The 13,326-nt window shown below is 45.5% G+C and carries 15 protein-coding genes; 5 read left to right on the top strand and 10 right to left on the bottom strand.

What is annotated here, in order from left to right; genetic code table 11:
* Positions 1–437 precede the first annotated feature (437 nt).
* Positions 438–572: a hypothetical protein gene (locus C9I99_RS27615; protein WP_275937915.1), complete on the bottom strand. Its 135-nt coding sequence runs from the start codon at positions 570–572 to the stop codon at positions 438–440.
* Between the two features lie 286 nt (positions 573–858).
* Between C9I99_RS27615 and C9I99_RS23325 the strand changes: the two genes are divergently transcribed.
* The 3 genes from C9I99_RS23325 (at position 859) to C9I99_RS23315 (ending at position 3,835) form a co-directional block, all read left to right on the top strand.
* Positions 859–1,395, top strand: a complete 537-nt coding sequence (locus C9I99_RS23325; protein ID WP_107351227.1) for a GNAT family N-acetyltransferase — start codon at positions 859–861, stop codon at positions 1,393–1,395.
* Positions 1,396–1,833: 438 nt separating this feature from the next.
* A complete protein-coding gene (locus C9I99_RS23320) occupies positions 1,834–2,034 on the top strand; it encodes a hypothetical protein (RefSeq protein WP_107351226.1) in 201 nt (66 codons plus the stop codon).
* A gap of 487 nt (positions 2,035–2,521) precedes the next feature.
* Positions 2,522–3,835 (top strand): peptidoglycan DD-metalloendopeptidase family protein, encoded by a 1,314-nt coding sequence (locus C9I99_RS23315; RefSeq protein ID WP_107351225.1) that lies wholly within the window; start codon positions 2,522–2,524, stop codon positions 3,833–3,835.
* A gap of 69 nt (positions 3,836–3,904) precedes the next feature.
* On the opposite strand, the gene C9I99_RS23310 is transcribed toward C9I99_RS23315, so the two are convergent.
* From C9I99_RS23310 to C9I99_RS23295, 4 genes are all read right to left on the bottom strand, one after another.
* Positions 3,905–4,396, bottom strand: a complete 492-nt coding sequence (locus C9I99_RS23310) for a GreA/GreB family elongation factor (RefSeq protein WP_243734399.1) — start codon at positions 4,394–4,396, stop codon at positions 3,905–3,907.
* 74 nt (positions 4,397–4,470) lie between these two features.
* On the bottom strand, positions 4,471–5,409 hold the full coding sequence (melR, locus tag C9I99_RS23305; protein WP_107351224.1) for a transcriptional regulator MelR: 939 nt from the start codon (positions 5,407–5,409) through the stop codon (positions 4,471–4,473).
* Positions 5,410–5,729: 320 nt separating this feature from the next.
* Positions 5,730–6,839: a M28 family metallopeptidase gene (locus C9I99_RS23300; RefSeq protein ID WP_107351223.1), complete on the bottom strand. Its 1,110-nt coding sequence runs from the start codon at positions 6,837–6,839 to the stop codon at positions 5,730–5,732.
* A 194-nt stretch (positions 6,840–7,033) separates the two neighbouring features.
* Entirely contained in the window at positions 7,034–8,449 is a 1,416-nt protein-coding gene (locus C9I99_RS23295; protein ID WP_243734398.1) for a DUF3943 domain-containing protein, read from the bottom strand.
* Positions 8,450–8,741: 292 nt separating this feature from the next.
* Here C9I99_RS23295 and C9I99_RS23290 point away from each other — a divergent pair, with 292 nt between their 5' ends.
* Positions 8,742–9,485: a hypothetical protein gene (locus C9I99_RS23290; RefSeq protein ID WP_107351222.1), complete on the top strand. Its 744-nt coding sequence runs from the start codon at positions 8,742–8,744 to the stop codon at positions 9,483–9,485.
* A gap of 213 nt (positions 9,486–9,698) precedes the next feature.
* Here the strand turns inward: C9I99_RS23290 and C9I99_RS23285 are convergent, their stop codons facing one another.
* From C9I99_RS23285 to C9I99_RS23270, 4 genes are all read right to left on the bottom strand, one after another.
* Positions 9,699–10,301 carry a 2OG-Fe(II) oxygenase gene (locus tag C9I99_RS23285; RefSeq protein WP_107351221.1) on the bottom strand — a complete coding sequence of 201 codons (603 nt, stop codon included), beginning with the start codon at positions 10,299–10,301 and terminating at the stop codon, positions 9,699–9,701.
* A 112-nt stretch (positions 10,302–10,413) separates the two neighbouring features.
* The gene (locus tag C9I99_RS23280) at positions 10,414–10,629 is read right to left on the bottom strand and encodes a TIGR02450 family Trp-rich protein (protein ID WP_107351220.1); all 216 of its coding nucleotides are present in this window, start codon (positions 10,627–10,629) and stop codon (positions 10,414–10,416) included.
* A gap of 308 nt (positions 10,630–10,937) precedes the next feature.
* Positions 10,938–11,228 carry a DUF3303 domain-containing protein gene (locus C9I99_RS23275; RefSeq protein WP_107351219.1) on the bottom strand — a complete coding sequence of 97 codons (291 nt, stop codon included), beginning with the start codon at positions 11,226–11,228 and terminating at the stop codon, positions 10,938–10,940.
* Between the two features lie 147 nt (positions 11,229–11,375).
* A complete protein-coding gene (locus tag C9I99_RS23270) occupies positions 11,376–11,615 on the bottom strand; it encodes a hypothetical protein (RefSeq protein ID WP_107351218.1) in 240 nt (79 codons plus the stop codon).
* Between the two features lie 173 nt (positions 11,616–11,788).
* On the opposite strand from C9I99_RS23270, the gene C9I99_RS27480 reads away from it, so the two are divergent.
* Positions 11,789–12,946, top strand: coding sequence for a hypothetical protein (locus tag C9I99_RS27480; protein ID WP_243734396.1), 1,158 nt, complete (start codon positions 11,789–11,791; stop codon positions 12,944–12,946).
* A 91-nt stretch (positions 12,947–13,037) separates the two neighbouring features.
* Here C9I99_RS27480 and C9I99_RS23260 read toward each other — a convergent pair whose 3' ends face one another.
* The gene (locus C9I99_RS23260; RefSeq protein ID WP_309243483.1) at positions 13,038–13,289 is read right to left on the bottom strand and encodes a hypothetical protein; all 252 of its coding nucleotides are present in this window, start codon (positions 13,287–13,289) and stop codon (positions 13,038–13,040) included.
* Between the last annotated feature and the right edge of the window lie 37 nt (positions 13,290–13,326).

Genomic DNA, 13,326 nt, shown 5'->3' with positions numbered 1-13,326 from the left:
AAAAATAACGCCTCAAAAAAGATTGAAATTACTCGGTATTGACCCGCGCTATACTGGCTTTTCTTTAGACAGTGATCGTATTGGCTGCGGAATTAAATATTCCAGCCGAGGTGATCTCAGGCGACTATGTCGCGGCCAAATCGTTACGAAGAGGTTATTAGTGATCTTCAAGCTTACCTGAACGGCGATGAGGAAGAAGGCAAGAATGTAAGTGATGTATTCATCTATACATCTTCAAACATCGCATTGACTGTCCCTAAGCAGACGTGTTCTCAATCTCTACCCGAGAAAAAGCGCGGGCTTTCCCGCGCTTTTTTCATTACAAGATCCGTAATCAACTGAACCTGCTCCGGGCAGGCATGCCGCGACATAAAGATAACAAGCCGCGATGAGATAACCGCGGCTCGACAAATTAAGAATAAGGTATGTGGTTAGGGCTAGATATCTAGCCAGTCATTAAAATCAACCCAAGATAAATCTCGGCTTTTCATCTGCTCGACGTAAATCTCATATTCGGCGCATTGCGCATCGCGCTCGGTGTTGCGCCAGTTTTTGTCTTCTTTCAAACCCATAAATCCATCCTTGAATCCAAATGAAGGTTGAAACACCTACGGTCAATTCAGACTATCACTAAGAAACAGCGTTGAAAACAAGAAGAATGATTGCTTTGCCAACTTTTTCTCCAAACAATACATCACCTATCATCATTTTTGTGAGCTAAGCCCTGTTTTATATCCCGCTTCAAGTTGCAACAGAGAGACGCGAAACACTTTACATTTCAAATGGCGCGAATCAGCATTGACCTGTCTATAGCTTCATAGTTTATGCTTCTTTACAAACGTAGGTAAGGAGCCAACAATGCACTACAGCATCTATCAACACCATCAAACTGAAGAAATCATTCAACTCTTTAGCCAAACCTTTTCTGATTCGGAAGGTATAGACGCAGGAAAAGTGATCGGCTGTTTAGTCAACGAATTATTAGCATCAACAAAAACCGATGACCTTTACGTCTTTATTGCCAAGGAAGCAGGTAAAGTTGTTGGCAGTATTCTGTTTACCCGCCTGACATTTGAATCAGACAAAACGGCCTTTTTGATGGCACCTGTTGCGGTAGCCACCCAAAGCCAAGGTAAAGGGATCGGCCAAGCGCTGATCAAGTTTGGCCTCGAGACACTGAAGCAACGAGGTGTCGAGCTAGCCTTTACGTATGGCGATCCGAACTTTTACAGCAAAATCGGCTTTGAGAGTATTACCGAGCAGCAGTTCAAGGCGCCGTTGCCACTGTCTCATCCACACGGTTGGTTGGCACAGTCGCTCACCACACACCCGCTAGCACCGATAACGGGCAACTCAGCCTGTGTGGCTGCGTTCAACAAGCCTGAGCTGTGGTAAAGTGAGGCAGAACACAAAAAATAGTGAGCAAAATCGCACTTTGTTGCAATTTATTGTATTTACAACAGCGTCATTTAACGTTAGTTTGTCTGGGTCTGCTACTCAGACCGACAATGATTTTCGAAGTATACACCTCACTTCTCGCCAAAGTTAGATGCACCCCAAGAAGATTATCTCTATTACCATTCCGCTGCTGCGCTAAGTTGCGAGCGTCCCGCAGTGATGAGTCAGTGAGTTTGGTGATCTCCTGACGTCCAATAGTAAAGGTCAATGAGTAAACCGGATCAGCCAAGGCTGACATTCCGGCAAGACAAGCGCTGTTTTCAGCATTTGTACTCAATTTGATAGCCACAAGCTCAACGCAAGTTTCCAATCACTAGCAAACAATGAATACGCTAGTCGGGACAGAATGCAGAGTTTGGGCACGAAGGAAAAAATATGATTTCACATACCGGTATTATCCGCAGCTACAACCCAACTAACCACACTGGCCTTATCACTTGTGATCTGGGTGGTGACATTCGTTTCTGCGGCATGAACATCGCTAGTCAAGGCCAACCGGCATCAGGCAGTTTGGTCGAGTTCATTATGGATGACTCGAGCAGCAACCTACAGGCCGTTAAAATTCGATTTATTTAATTTTTCGAATCCACAAATACAGCGCTCTAACCAGAGCGCTGTCTTCGCGACTTACAACGTCTCTCACAGCTCAAATTTCAACCAAGTGTAAACCACTCTTCCATCTGATATTCTTGTTAACCCCGTGCATTTTGATGCATTATTAACCAGCCATAGTAATCAGCACACATATGCTATGTCAGGGCAATGTTAAGAGTCGCTTTTTTCTGCTTTGAAATCCACCAGCTATCCTAAGCTGCAAAAAATCAAATGTACTTCACAAAATGCATAACTTTTACGCAAGAAAACTGATTTTTTTGAGATCGAGGAACCTTTTTAACACACCCGATGTCTCTTTATGGCAGACTAGCGCTTATCAATGGATGCAGAGTTATAAGCATCCCAAAATTCATGGTTATGGAAAATGACAACAACATTCCATAGCCCGAGATAAAGAACCTTTATCCGTAATAAAAATCAGCAATAAAAACGACGAGTTCTTTCTACCATGTCTACGCAAAACTCGACGCTTTCTCGAAAGTGGATGTCGACCAAATTTTTAGGGATAGCAGGCTTTTCGCTATTGACGATAGCAGCACTGCTGACACAAACCAGTACAACTCAACGCACGGTTCCACTTAACCTTGCGATCAATTCAACCCAATGGTCTCCTAGCGAACAAGCTGATCAACCGGTGTATGAACCGCCACGCTACGCCTATACCATTCAAAAAGGCGATACACTTAGCCAGATTTTCTCCCGACTCAATATTCCTTTGCGAAGTATTCAAGAACTGCAAGAAGCCGATCTCAACCATTTGAAGATTGATACACTGCAGCCAGGCAATACTATGCGTTTTTGGGTTGATTCGGCCGCAGGGCGCCTTAACCGCTTAGAATTGGAATTCAGCATTGCTCAAAAAGTCGCCTATCAACGAGTGGAAGATAACGGTTTTGAGCTTGAAGAGATCAATATTCCGGGCGATTGGGAAGATACCATCGCCAGTGGTGAGATCCACGGTAGCTTCTCTGTTTCGGCACAAAAGGCAGGACTCAATGCTACCGAGATTTATGAAATCACCAATCTGCTGAAAGAGAAGCTTAACTTCTCCCGCGATCTCCGTGCCGGGGATAACTTCGAAGTGGTCATTTCACGCCAGTCGGTCAACGATACAATTACCGGTCAGCACGAAATTCGTGCCATCCGAATCCATAGCCGAGGTCGATCTACGACGGCTTACCTTCACAGCGACGGAAACTTCTACGATTCAAAGGGCGAAAGCCTGCAGCGTGCATTCCTGCGCTACCCGTATGAACGCAACCGAACCTACCGGATCAGCTCTAGCTTCAACCCTAAGCGACGCCACCCTGTCACCGGCCGTATTTCACCACATAACGGTGTCGACTTTGCCACTCCAACAGGTACACCGGTGATTGCAACTGGTGACGGTGTTGTTAGCCAAGTCGTTAACCATCCTTATGCCGGCCGATACGTCGTGATCCAGCACGGTACCAACTACCGTACCCGCTACCTGCATAACAGTAAGGTTCTTGTACGCAAAGGCCAAAAGGTTTCTCGCGGCCAGCGAATAGCACTCGCGGGCGCCACCGGCCGGGTAACCGGACCGCATATCCATTATGAGTTCCTGATCAGAAACCGCGCGGTAAACCCAATGACAGCCAACATTCCAATGGCTTCATCGGTGCCTAGCAAAGAGAAAGGGCAGTTCAAGGAAACGGTCGCACTATACGATGAGATGATGGACAACCCAAACCGTTCATTGCTCAGCATGGCCGATACCAAACAAGAGCCTGAAGCATAAACGAAAAAACGGGGAAGCAAGCTTCCCCGTTTTTTTATCCGTATATTATTCAAGTGTAAGTGCACACTATCAATATATAGCGTCTATTTCATAGAAGACCACTTTATCACCGAGGTGCACTTCCGCGTCCTCTTCGGCCATCAGACCAAGTAATGCCTCTCCCAGTGGTGAGGTCGGTGTAACGACAACAACCTCATGATTTTCTACCAAAACCTTGATACCACCCGCTGTTGGTCCAAAGAAAATCCACTTCTCGTTATCATTCTCGTCCAGGATATGGACTAGGCAACCTAAAACGATCTCTTGACTCGCTTGCGGCAATGCTGATTTCAGCTGCTCATAAGCGTTGATATCGGCAAGACACTCGGCCACTCGTTGCGACTGGCCATGGGCAAGATATGCCGCTTCGATAGCCAAGGTATCATACTGGGTTTCCGCCACGCTCTGATCGTCAGTCGCAGCACTGTGCGCCTGATCGGCAGCATGCAATGCACTTTGGTAGGCTTGCTGTAAATCAGCGAGAATAAGATCAATGATCTGGGGTTTTAGAGTGGCATTCATGTTGGCGTTGTTATCTTACGGGTTAAATCAGAATTAGTCTGAAATAGTAACTCGAATTAGGGTGTAGGTATATCTCACAACGCCAAACTACTGCCATGAAGAGCAAGGCTATTGCTCTTGCGGCTGAGTTTACGGAACTCCGTTGGCGTCATTTTCATATAACGCTGAAAGGTTTCGTAAAAGCGGCTATTAGAGTTGAACCCGACTGTCAGGGCGATATCCAATATAGTCCGGTTAGTATCCGTCAGCAAGGCTCGGGCATGGTTGATCCGCATGGAAGTGATATATTCCTTGATGGTCATTTTCATCACGCTCTGGAACAGGTTCATGGCATAGTTAGTGTGCAACCCGACATGCTCAGCGATATTTTTCACCGTCAGGGGTGAGTCATGATGACAAGCAATATACTCAAGGATCTTCTGGACATGGAATTGGGAGTGCTTGGATAACCCCTTCATACAACCCTTGCTTTCCATGGTATGAGTCAGCTTTTCCCACCCCGTCAAACACACCCTTTTTAGCATCAGTGATATTTCATCAGCAGCCAACTGACGAAAGCCGATATCACCGCTCTTGCTCTCTTCCATCCAGAGCGCGATCTGTTGCTCGGACACCAAGTTTGGCAGCGCTGACTGTACCACTGCACCGTGGGTAATTTGATTGAGCAATGCCTCATCAAGCGGCCAGGACAAGAAGTAATGAATAGGGATATTTAAAATCCCCATATTACTCGAATTTCCCGGCTCGATAAGCTGATGCGGTGTCGTGGCCCAGAAGATGCCGATATGGCCGTCACTGACGGTAAACGGATGATCATTAATGACATAGTCGACATCATCACCAAAGGGGATATTCACTTCGATTTGGCCATGCCAATGATAGCAAGGCATATGATGCGGTTTACGTAACTCGATGTGGATTGATTCATAAGAGGAGAATAGGCTCAGCGGCCCAACGGCATCAGCGTCTGAGGTATCTTGCGGGTTCTCATTTTGAGCAGCTTGCTTGGCCATTCGTCCTCGGTATGCCAGTGGGTAAACACATGGGAATATACGATAAAACAGACACCCATACCGAGTAATATTCAACAAACTGTGAGATCCAGTCCAAAGCATCGGATGGGGAACATGAAATGACAAAACAACAAAAAAAGGCCATCAGAAAGTGTGATGGCCAAAAATGCTAAAAAGGTACGTTATGCCCAATTTGCCTAGCGTCGGTTGATTGGGTATGTATCCCCAGTGACTTGGGTATATTTGTCTTTGATAGAACACTGTGATTTATACCCACAAATTGCAGGTTGGTAAAACAAACAATTTTTATCGTTTATTTATTATTTTTCATAGATGTATGAATCTGACGTTAGCAACTGCAACACAATATTCACGTTATCGCTCAACTGCTGCTCCACCCGGCCCGGAAATAGTTCTTCCAGCTTGTCCAAGCGGTCAAACTCAGTGTGCCAAATCTTGCCCCACTTGGATTCGCTGCCACGATCACAAGCGGTTTTATTTTCCGCATCGTAGCAATCCCAAGCTGTTGAGTTCGTTGTTTGCGAGTAACCGTCATACCCCCACTTTCCGTTAATGTTGAAGTTGGTCGCTTCGACATAAGCAATCGGGATACCGGCACAGGCAAACCCTGCATGATCTGACCATGAGCCCGTTTCACCTTCCGGATATCCAGGGAATTCTGGATGCACCGTATATTTACCGTCTTCGCCTTTAACATCTATCGATGCCTTTAGCATGGCATCTCGGATATGGGTGTCAGCGTTATAATCCGACTCACTGAGGCCTAATTTCTCACAGGTGGATTGGTACTCACCGTAATCAGTGTGAGCAGCATGGACATAAACATAATCACCCCCTCCGACAGTGTCGTAGTTAATCATGGCGATAACATTGCCTAATTGGTTATTATCCAGTGCCTGACGCACATAATGCAGCGAGCCGTTCAAACCGTTTTCTTCGGCCCCAGGAAATAAAATACGTACCGTATAAGGCAGCGACTCGTGCATCAAACTTTCGGCAATAGCCACCGCCGCCGCTACCCCTGCGCCGTTATCTGTCGCCCCTAATGAACCATGATCAGAGCCGGTAGAATCATAATGAGCGGCCAGTATAATGGTTTTCTCGCTCGCCCCTTTTTTCTCAATAATGTAGTTTTTTGAAGACTGTAGCTGCTCATCTTTTTGATAAGTAAAAGGCTGCACCTCAACGTCGTATCCAAAACCAGTCAGTTGATCGTAAAGCCAATTTCCCATCGCCTCTTCTTCAGGCGTACTCGCTTCACGTGCACCGATACCCTCTATTTCATCGGCAATACTGACAAGGTAGTTAGTTGCCTTCTTGCCATAATCAACGCTATCAGAGTCACTATTACAGCCACTGAGGCCAATTAATATCGAAATGGGAAGTAAACTGATAATTCCTTTTTTCATGATCGCACCATTATCTAATTTCAATGATTTATTGTTATTCGAAATTAGTATCTGCAATACAACCGTAAAAACCGTGATTAATATCGCGTACGAACAATTTTCAAGCAGAACTTCACTGCTTTGAGATCTAAATCAAATCGGCATAAAATATAAGAATAAGTGCGTATTAATACGGACCAATAATATATTTATCACTATCGTTCACCACGACCAAAACGATATATCAAATGGCCCGAAAACAGGTCATCATTAGTCGATAACTTTCCGCTATAAAAATGAACCCAATCGGCCTGCAGCGCCCAATTACTGTCTAATTGATAATGTAATCCCAACCCACCATTGACCTGAAACGTTGTGGTATCACGATCTTTTTCCAGCAGCGTTTCACCAATGCCAGCATTAATATAAGGTCGGAGATCATCATCAAGAAGGAAATAATATTGGAAATCGAAGCTGTAATTTTCATAGGTAATACTTTCACCCGTTAGCTTGCTGTCAGTATCAACACGGGTATATTGCAAGCGGGATGACAGTGACGGCGTGTAGTAAAGACCCAAAGTGATCACTGGCGCCCAGTTGTTTTCAATGCCCCACTCATCATCTAAATCCAGATAACGCCCACCGACAGAGATCCCGACAATCCCATAATCGACCGGATCGCTGGTCGTGACGTTTCGGACCCGAGTATAACTGCGTCGCATAGCAGGGCTGGTTTCCCCCTCACCAAGCTGAAAATTCATATTAAAATTGAATTGGGTGTCCGTTTGTCCATTTGGCAGGGTAACATCCTGATAGCCGATATAACCGGTACCCGCTTTCACGACATCCCGTCCCATCAAGTGGTTTACCCCTCGGCCAAGACTGTCAACAGGATCAAGTAAGAACAAAGCCGTACTGCCCATCCACTCGGAGTCCCAAACCGTCCCACCCCCTTGAATAATCTCGCGCTCTTTGTGGAAGGCCCATTCACCATATACCCAACCCAATACAGGGGTGACAACAATGTCTTGTATTGCGGGGACCTCAGCAAAAGCCTCTACGCCATACTCCCAATAGAAGGTCGACATCATGAAGGAATAGACAAAGGCATCCCATTGGCGATAACCCGATTTACGCGCAATTTGGTAGTACACACCGCCGAAATAGGGGTGGCCGATATAGTTGATATACCACACATCCCGATCCCATACTGGGCCATCCCTTACGTTATCCCACCATTTTTCCAACAGGCGATCATCACTGGTATCCCAATTGGAGATATCTTCTGGCAACAAAGCGATAAAGCCCGCCACGCCCACGCCATACCAAAAAATAGATTTGGTTTGTGACCACAAACGATCCGTATCCTCGCCGTTCTCCCCCGAAAACAGAGCAACGTTGTAAGGCGAATCATACACTGACACTTCTCTTGGTACCTGCTCCCACGTCGTATTGGTATAAGGAGAGTTAGAATAGGTGGAGGCATAATTTGGTTGTTCAGCTACGGTTGAAGTATTTGAAAGGAATGTGGACTGCTGTTCAACTTGAATTTGCTCAGCATCATCATTAACGCCATCTGCCACAGCCATTGATGATGCCAACGCTATTCCCACTGCCATTACTAACCGCATTTTAATCTCCTTTCAAAACAACTCTTGGTTCAAGCATCAAAATTACACTTATATTGGCTATTAATTTCAGATACTTAAAAACTATGCATCTGAGTATAGTAAAAAAAACTGAAAGAAAATAAATGCTTGTAGCCATTTATCAAATCTCAGACCTGTCGCACAAATTTATAATCCTTAGTGCACACAGCAACACATAGCTTTACTTACCACGCTGGCAAGTCGCCGAAATTCAATTCAATGCTAGCCTTAAACTTGCAGTCATTATTCCCCTTATGAAATGGAAGGAATTAACATGAATATAATTGCTAAATCTGCGGTGCTTGTAATATCCGTTCTTGCTTTGATTTCACCTTTTGCCAGCGCCGAAAAATTATCAGATGCCGACTTACAAGCCGCGATAGCGGTGAAATTAACTGAGCAATTAAAAGATGAGAACGTTGCCGCCCATACCGCTGATTTCATCATGAAAAACTTACTGACCTGGAAAGGTGAACCCCTGCCAATCGATCAAGCTGATAGCATCATTGCCTATGCCTTCGGTAACCGTATTGCTGAGAACGGCAATCAATCACCTGGCCCAATGAACACCGCATTGGCAGATACGGTAGTGGAAATATACGAAAAAAATGGCAAGCCGGTATATGCGCAGTGGGAGATCGCGCAGGAAATTGGCGATCGTATTGATGCCAAAGATCTCACCGCGATATACCCTAAGGTTGGTAGTGATGGCACGATCATTTACCTGAGCACCATCGGTGTTGCAGAAGAAATTGTCAAATTAGCCGGTGGCACCGATAAGCTCGGCAAAGCTGTTGTTGTCGGTTTTTATGAACATAGCCTACGTACGATTAACACATCCAAAGATGCCGGCATTGATGCTTATGCCCCAGAGGGCGTTGAGTTACCCAATGACTATGATAAGCAATCAGGGCAGCCGTGGACCCGCGATGCGTTAATTTTTGTAATGCACGAAATCCGTAACAGAGGAACCAACGAGCGCACTAGGCTCATCGAGCAGTCTAACCAAAAAGAGTAACGCTTTCGTTATTCATCTTCCCATTCGCCCCAGCAAAGTCGCTGACAACATTCTAAAGTTCCACCCAGATAAAACATATACCGCTGAGTTAGAAGCTCACTATCCGCGCTGACTCTCGACAAGATCAAAGCGGCATTTGGACTGAATCTGTTCTGAAATGAAGCCATACTCTGTTATTCCAGAGTATGGCTAATACCAAACAAGTAATAACCTTTATTGTGCAATATCTAAGGTGTTATTTTTCACGCCATTGATACGGAACCAGCCTGCAATACTGAAGCGCTCAATATTGCTCGGCAACACTTCATGGGGAAATTGCTCCGACAGGAACACAAACAACCGGCCAGATTTCGGTGCCAGCTTCATCAGTTCTTGATCATCAAGGTCGTAAACCACCAGTTCGCCACCATCCTCTTCTGACCAACCGTCGTTCATGTAGAATACCGTGGTCAAACGACGGTTTTCATTCCCGCGGAAACAATCAAGGTGCTTCTGATAGAAGTCCCCTTTCTCATATTTGGCAAAATGGGCTTCATATTCGAACAAGCCAAGGAAGAATTGTTGGTTCACTTCACGACGAATCATTTCCATCCTTTCCAGAAAGTCTTGAGCCGCAACGCCTTGACCGGCGGTTAGCCAATGGATCTTATCGCTACGAATCGATGACTCACGAGCAACTTCATCATTGCGGCCGATTCTGGCCTTGGTCCATTTTTCTGGCAAACAACACTTCAGGTTGTTCACTTGCTCTGGAGACAGGAAATCATCCCAAACGAAATAGCCCTGGGTCGCAAGCGCATCAATTAACTTCTGCATCAATTTTTCACAATATTAGAAAAGGATGCGGGTTATATAACCGATAGCGCCGAGCGACAATTCGGGTTGCTTATCCTATCGATGAAAAATACTCACCGCGTTCGCATTCCCCCTACTTCCAACCCATCAGCCAGCGGCTACTGTCCTTTAACTCACGCCAATCCAACTCAAACATGCGATGATTGATCACCGCTTGGATGAGGCAGCAGACGACTTTTTGATTTTCGTCGTATTCGACGTCTATCACCATGAAGTGCTTCTCTCGCCCTTCCACTTCCACTTTGGTCCATTTGCTGCCAAACAGCGACTTGGGGTGTACCCGATTCATGGCAATCTCCAATAAATCTCTTTTACAACAATACGTAATCTAAACGAGAAAAGTTTACGGCTCAAGACTCGATAGCATAGTTCCTAAGTTCTAGACTGATCGTATATTGCGAGGAGCTTATAAGAGGATTTGGAGAGGCTAGCAATATTTATTCACCACCGTGAAGGTAACCCACCAACACCGGACGAACAATGAATAGTAGGCATATTTTTCGCAATGCTTAAACCTTCCTCCTACCACCGAGTCACAGCTTATTCTGCAGCGGACAGAGGAAGGCTTTTTACGGCTTTGCGATGAAAGCAAGGTCGTTAAAGTGAGAGCCGCTCTCCCATCTCACGGGCCATTGCATCATCCATCACGGGCTGCACGGTAATGTCCATCTCACTATTCCACTTCAGTGCGTAGGCTGTGACTGCCTCGACACTGTCAGACTCTACGATACACACCCCCGTACCGCTAACCAGATCGTGCCAACGGCCAATCAAGGTTATTTCCGGCCCCATCAACGCCTTGTCTTGCTCTTCGGTCACTTTGGAAAAATGTGCGAGTACCGGATGCAGCCGGCCTTGATACAGCTGCCATGAGATCAGGAAAGTCATTGGTTACCTCTTCAATCACACATCAAACGTGTTGAGAGTATAGTCATAGATACCTCACTCACCTTGACAAGTAAGGTATCTGTTTTTGCAAAATGGGAATCAATTTAGGAAGGGAAATCTGATATTAAATAAGGAGAATCACACCCATCAAAGAAAAACAAAGCGTTGGATATATTGAAAGAACCGAGTACGTTTAATGCTACGGATTTTGTCGAGCGCTTCTACTTCTTTGAGGTGTTCACTGCAGCAAAGAGAGTCAATTTTAGATCGATCTATCATGTTCAGGCGGTAGATCTCACGCTCAATAATGGTCAAACACTCTGATTTGGTATAACCGAGGGCTTGCAGCTCATGGACGGCTGGCATATCAATACTGGACAGTTTCATCGTCTTTCTCCTTTACAGAGAATTTAGAAATACACATATTGATATCAGCATATTTTATGCCGCAATTTTAATTTTGTTAATCCCCACCCAAGTCCGATACGCCTGACAGTCCGATGACATACCTACCGCTGTCTTTTTGTATCTTCTGCCGAAAATAATTGGCAGGGTATCTCATGAAAAGCAACAACTTACTTCTACCTTTGATATTGACCACCGTGCTTGTCGGCTGTGGTTCTGATAGCAACGATAATGGCACAACACCAACGCCAACCGATGCAACGCTCAACTTTGGTGTGATCAACCAACTTGATTCACCAATGAGTGACAGTAAAAGACTGAATGTGACAAGTCATTACAGCGATACAAACTGCTATCACGGTAAATGTCTGAGTGACATTGATGAAGCAGTTATCGCCTTCAATTATGTTTTCTTAAAGAAAGCTGGCAGTAACGGCAGTGACGAGGCAACCTGCGATCAAACAGGTGAATGTGAGGCGTACCACATCACCTTTGAACAAGAAGCCAATGAGCTTCGCATGATCGATGTTATGAATGCCAATGGTGACAATGCCTACCCGCTGTTCCAAGACCTGAAGCTATCACCTGGCGACTATGAAATGTGCCTATATATCAATGGTGAGCAAGGTTCAAACACGCAAGTTGAGGTCGATTATGACTCTCACGTCCGTGATATTGACGGCAGCTACCTTCACCTAAGCACGCCAAGTCAAGGTTCATGTGCCGGTGCCAAGCCGCCACAGAATGCCCGCCCTACCGGACGTTTGGTCAGTCAACCATTTACGGTACATAAAGGTTACAACAACCTCGCGTTCTGGTTTAACTTGGAAGAGACCCTGCAGTACAACAAAAACCATGACTGGCGCTTCCTCAGCAATAAAGATTTCGAAATCGTCCATGTCGATGATATTCCAGAACGACTAGGCCATATCCGTGGCACTATTGATATTGATTCAATTCAACGCCAGTGTCATGAGAACAACTATGATTCCGTCGACGCTGTTTACCTGTATCGTGGGGATACCACTAAAGCACAGATGCTAGGCTTCCATAACCCAAGGTTAGGTAATGAAGGCGAGCGCCGTCCGAAAGAATCTGCTCCCGTTGCCGTCCCTCTGATTGAAGATCCATCAGGTTTGCAGACACAGTTTAGTTTTAATGATGTTTATGCAGGGGAATATGCGGTTGGCTACACCTGTACCGCGCAATACGATATTGAGGAAACCAACGGTTCAGGGTTTGAGATCTACGACTCTCGCAACAACATCATCGTCGAGCCAGGACGTACGACGAGCGTGACGTTTTCATTTTAGTAACGGAAACCACCTTCTTTATAACTAACCACTGACTCAATGAAAAGGCCGCAATTGCGGCCTTTTTACCATCCGGAGCCAATACATCCCATTAGCTAATATTGATCTCACCATTGCGGACCAATTTGCAAAACTGCGAGTAATCGTGGCTGTAGACACAAAATGCCTGCGGCAAGGTCGTCCCAGATAAGAAATTATCGAACGCTTTACGGGTATCGTCGGGTAAACCAGTAGGGTCAACGACTTTGAAAGGGACATCCGGTATCGAAAACTCTGCAAGCTCGGGTAACAGAGAGTCAAAATCAGTAGCCATAGAATCATCACCTTCAACAGTTGTGTTCATGATGCCCTCTGAGTATAGCCAATACCCTATTCCCAAC

The organism is Photobacterium lutimaris, assembly GCF_003025555.1.
Lineage (GTDB): Bacteria > Pseudomonadota > Gammaproteobacteria > Enterobacterales > Vibrionaceae > Photobacterium > Photobacterium lutimaris.
The sequence above is the reverse complement of the archived record's forward strand: the minus strand, read 5'-3'. Positions and strand labels throughout refer to the sequence as shown.

Excerpts from the sequence above, each read along its gene's own strand:
- C9I99_RS27480 (WP_243734396.1), top strand. The coding sequence starts at position 11,789 with ATGAAAAGCAACAACTTACTTCTACCTTTGATATTGACCACCGTGCTT.
- C9I99_RS23275 (WP_107351219.1), bottom strand. The coding sequence starts at position 11,228 with ATGACTTTCCTGATCTCATGGCAGCTGTATCAAGGCCGGCTGCATCCG.
- C9I99_RS23320 (WP_107351226.1), top strand. The coding sequence starts at position 1,834 with ATGATTTCACATACCGGTATTATCCGCAGCTACAACCCAACTAACCAC.
- C9I99_RS23260 (WP_309243483.1), bottom strand. The coding sequence starts at position 13,289 with ATGAACACAACTGTTGAAGGTGATGATTCTATGGCTACTGATTTTGAC.
- C9I99_RS23290 (WP_107351222.1), top strand. The coding sequence starts at position 8,742 with ATGAATATAATTGCTAAATCTGCGGTGCTTGTAATATCCGTTCTTGCT.
- C9I99_RS23270 (WP_107351218.1), bottom strand. The coding sequence starts at position 11,615 with ATGAAACTGTCCAGTATTGATATGCCAGCCGTCCATGAGCTGCAAGCC.
- C9I99_RS23300 (WP_107351223.1), bottom strand. The coding sequence starts at position 6,839 with ATGAAAAAAGGAATTATCAGTTTACTTCCCATTTCGATATTAATTGGC.
- C9I99_RS23285 (WP_107351221.1), bottom strand. The coding sequence starts at position 10,301 with ATGCAGAAGTTAATTGATGCGCTTGCGACCCAGGGCTATTTCGTTTGG.
- C9I99_RS23325 (WP_107351227.1), top strand. The coding sequence starts at position 859 with ATGCACTACAGCATCTATCAACACCATCAAACTGAAGAAATCATTCAA.
- C9I99_RS27615 (WP_275937915.1), bottom strand. The coding sequence starts at position 572 with ATGGGTTTGAAAGAAGACAAAAACTGGCGCAACACCGAGCGCGATGCG.
- melR (WP_107351224.1), bottom strand. The coding sequence starts at position 5,409 with ATGGCCAAGCAAGCTGCTCAAAATGAGAACCCGCAAGATACCTCAGAC.
- C9I99_RS23280 (WP_107351220.1), bottom strand. The coding sequence starts at position 10,629 with ATGAATCGGGTACACCCCAAGTCGCTGTTTGGCAGCAAATGGACCAAA.
- C9I99_RS23315 (WP_107351225.1), top strand. The coding sequence starts at position 2,522 with ATGTCTACGCAAAACTCGACGCTTTCTCGAAAGTGGATGTCGACCAAA.
- C9I99_RS23310 (WP_243734399.1), bottom strand. The coding sequence starts at position 4,396 with ATGAATGCCACTCTAAAACCCCAGATCATTGATCTTATTCTCGCTGAT.
- C9I99_RS23295 (WP_243734398.1), bottom strand. The coding sequence starts at position 8,449 with ATGCGGTTAGTAATGGCAGTGGGAATAGCGTTGGCATCATCAATGGCT.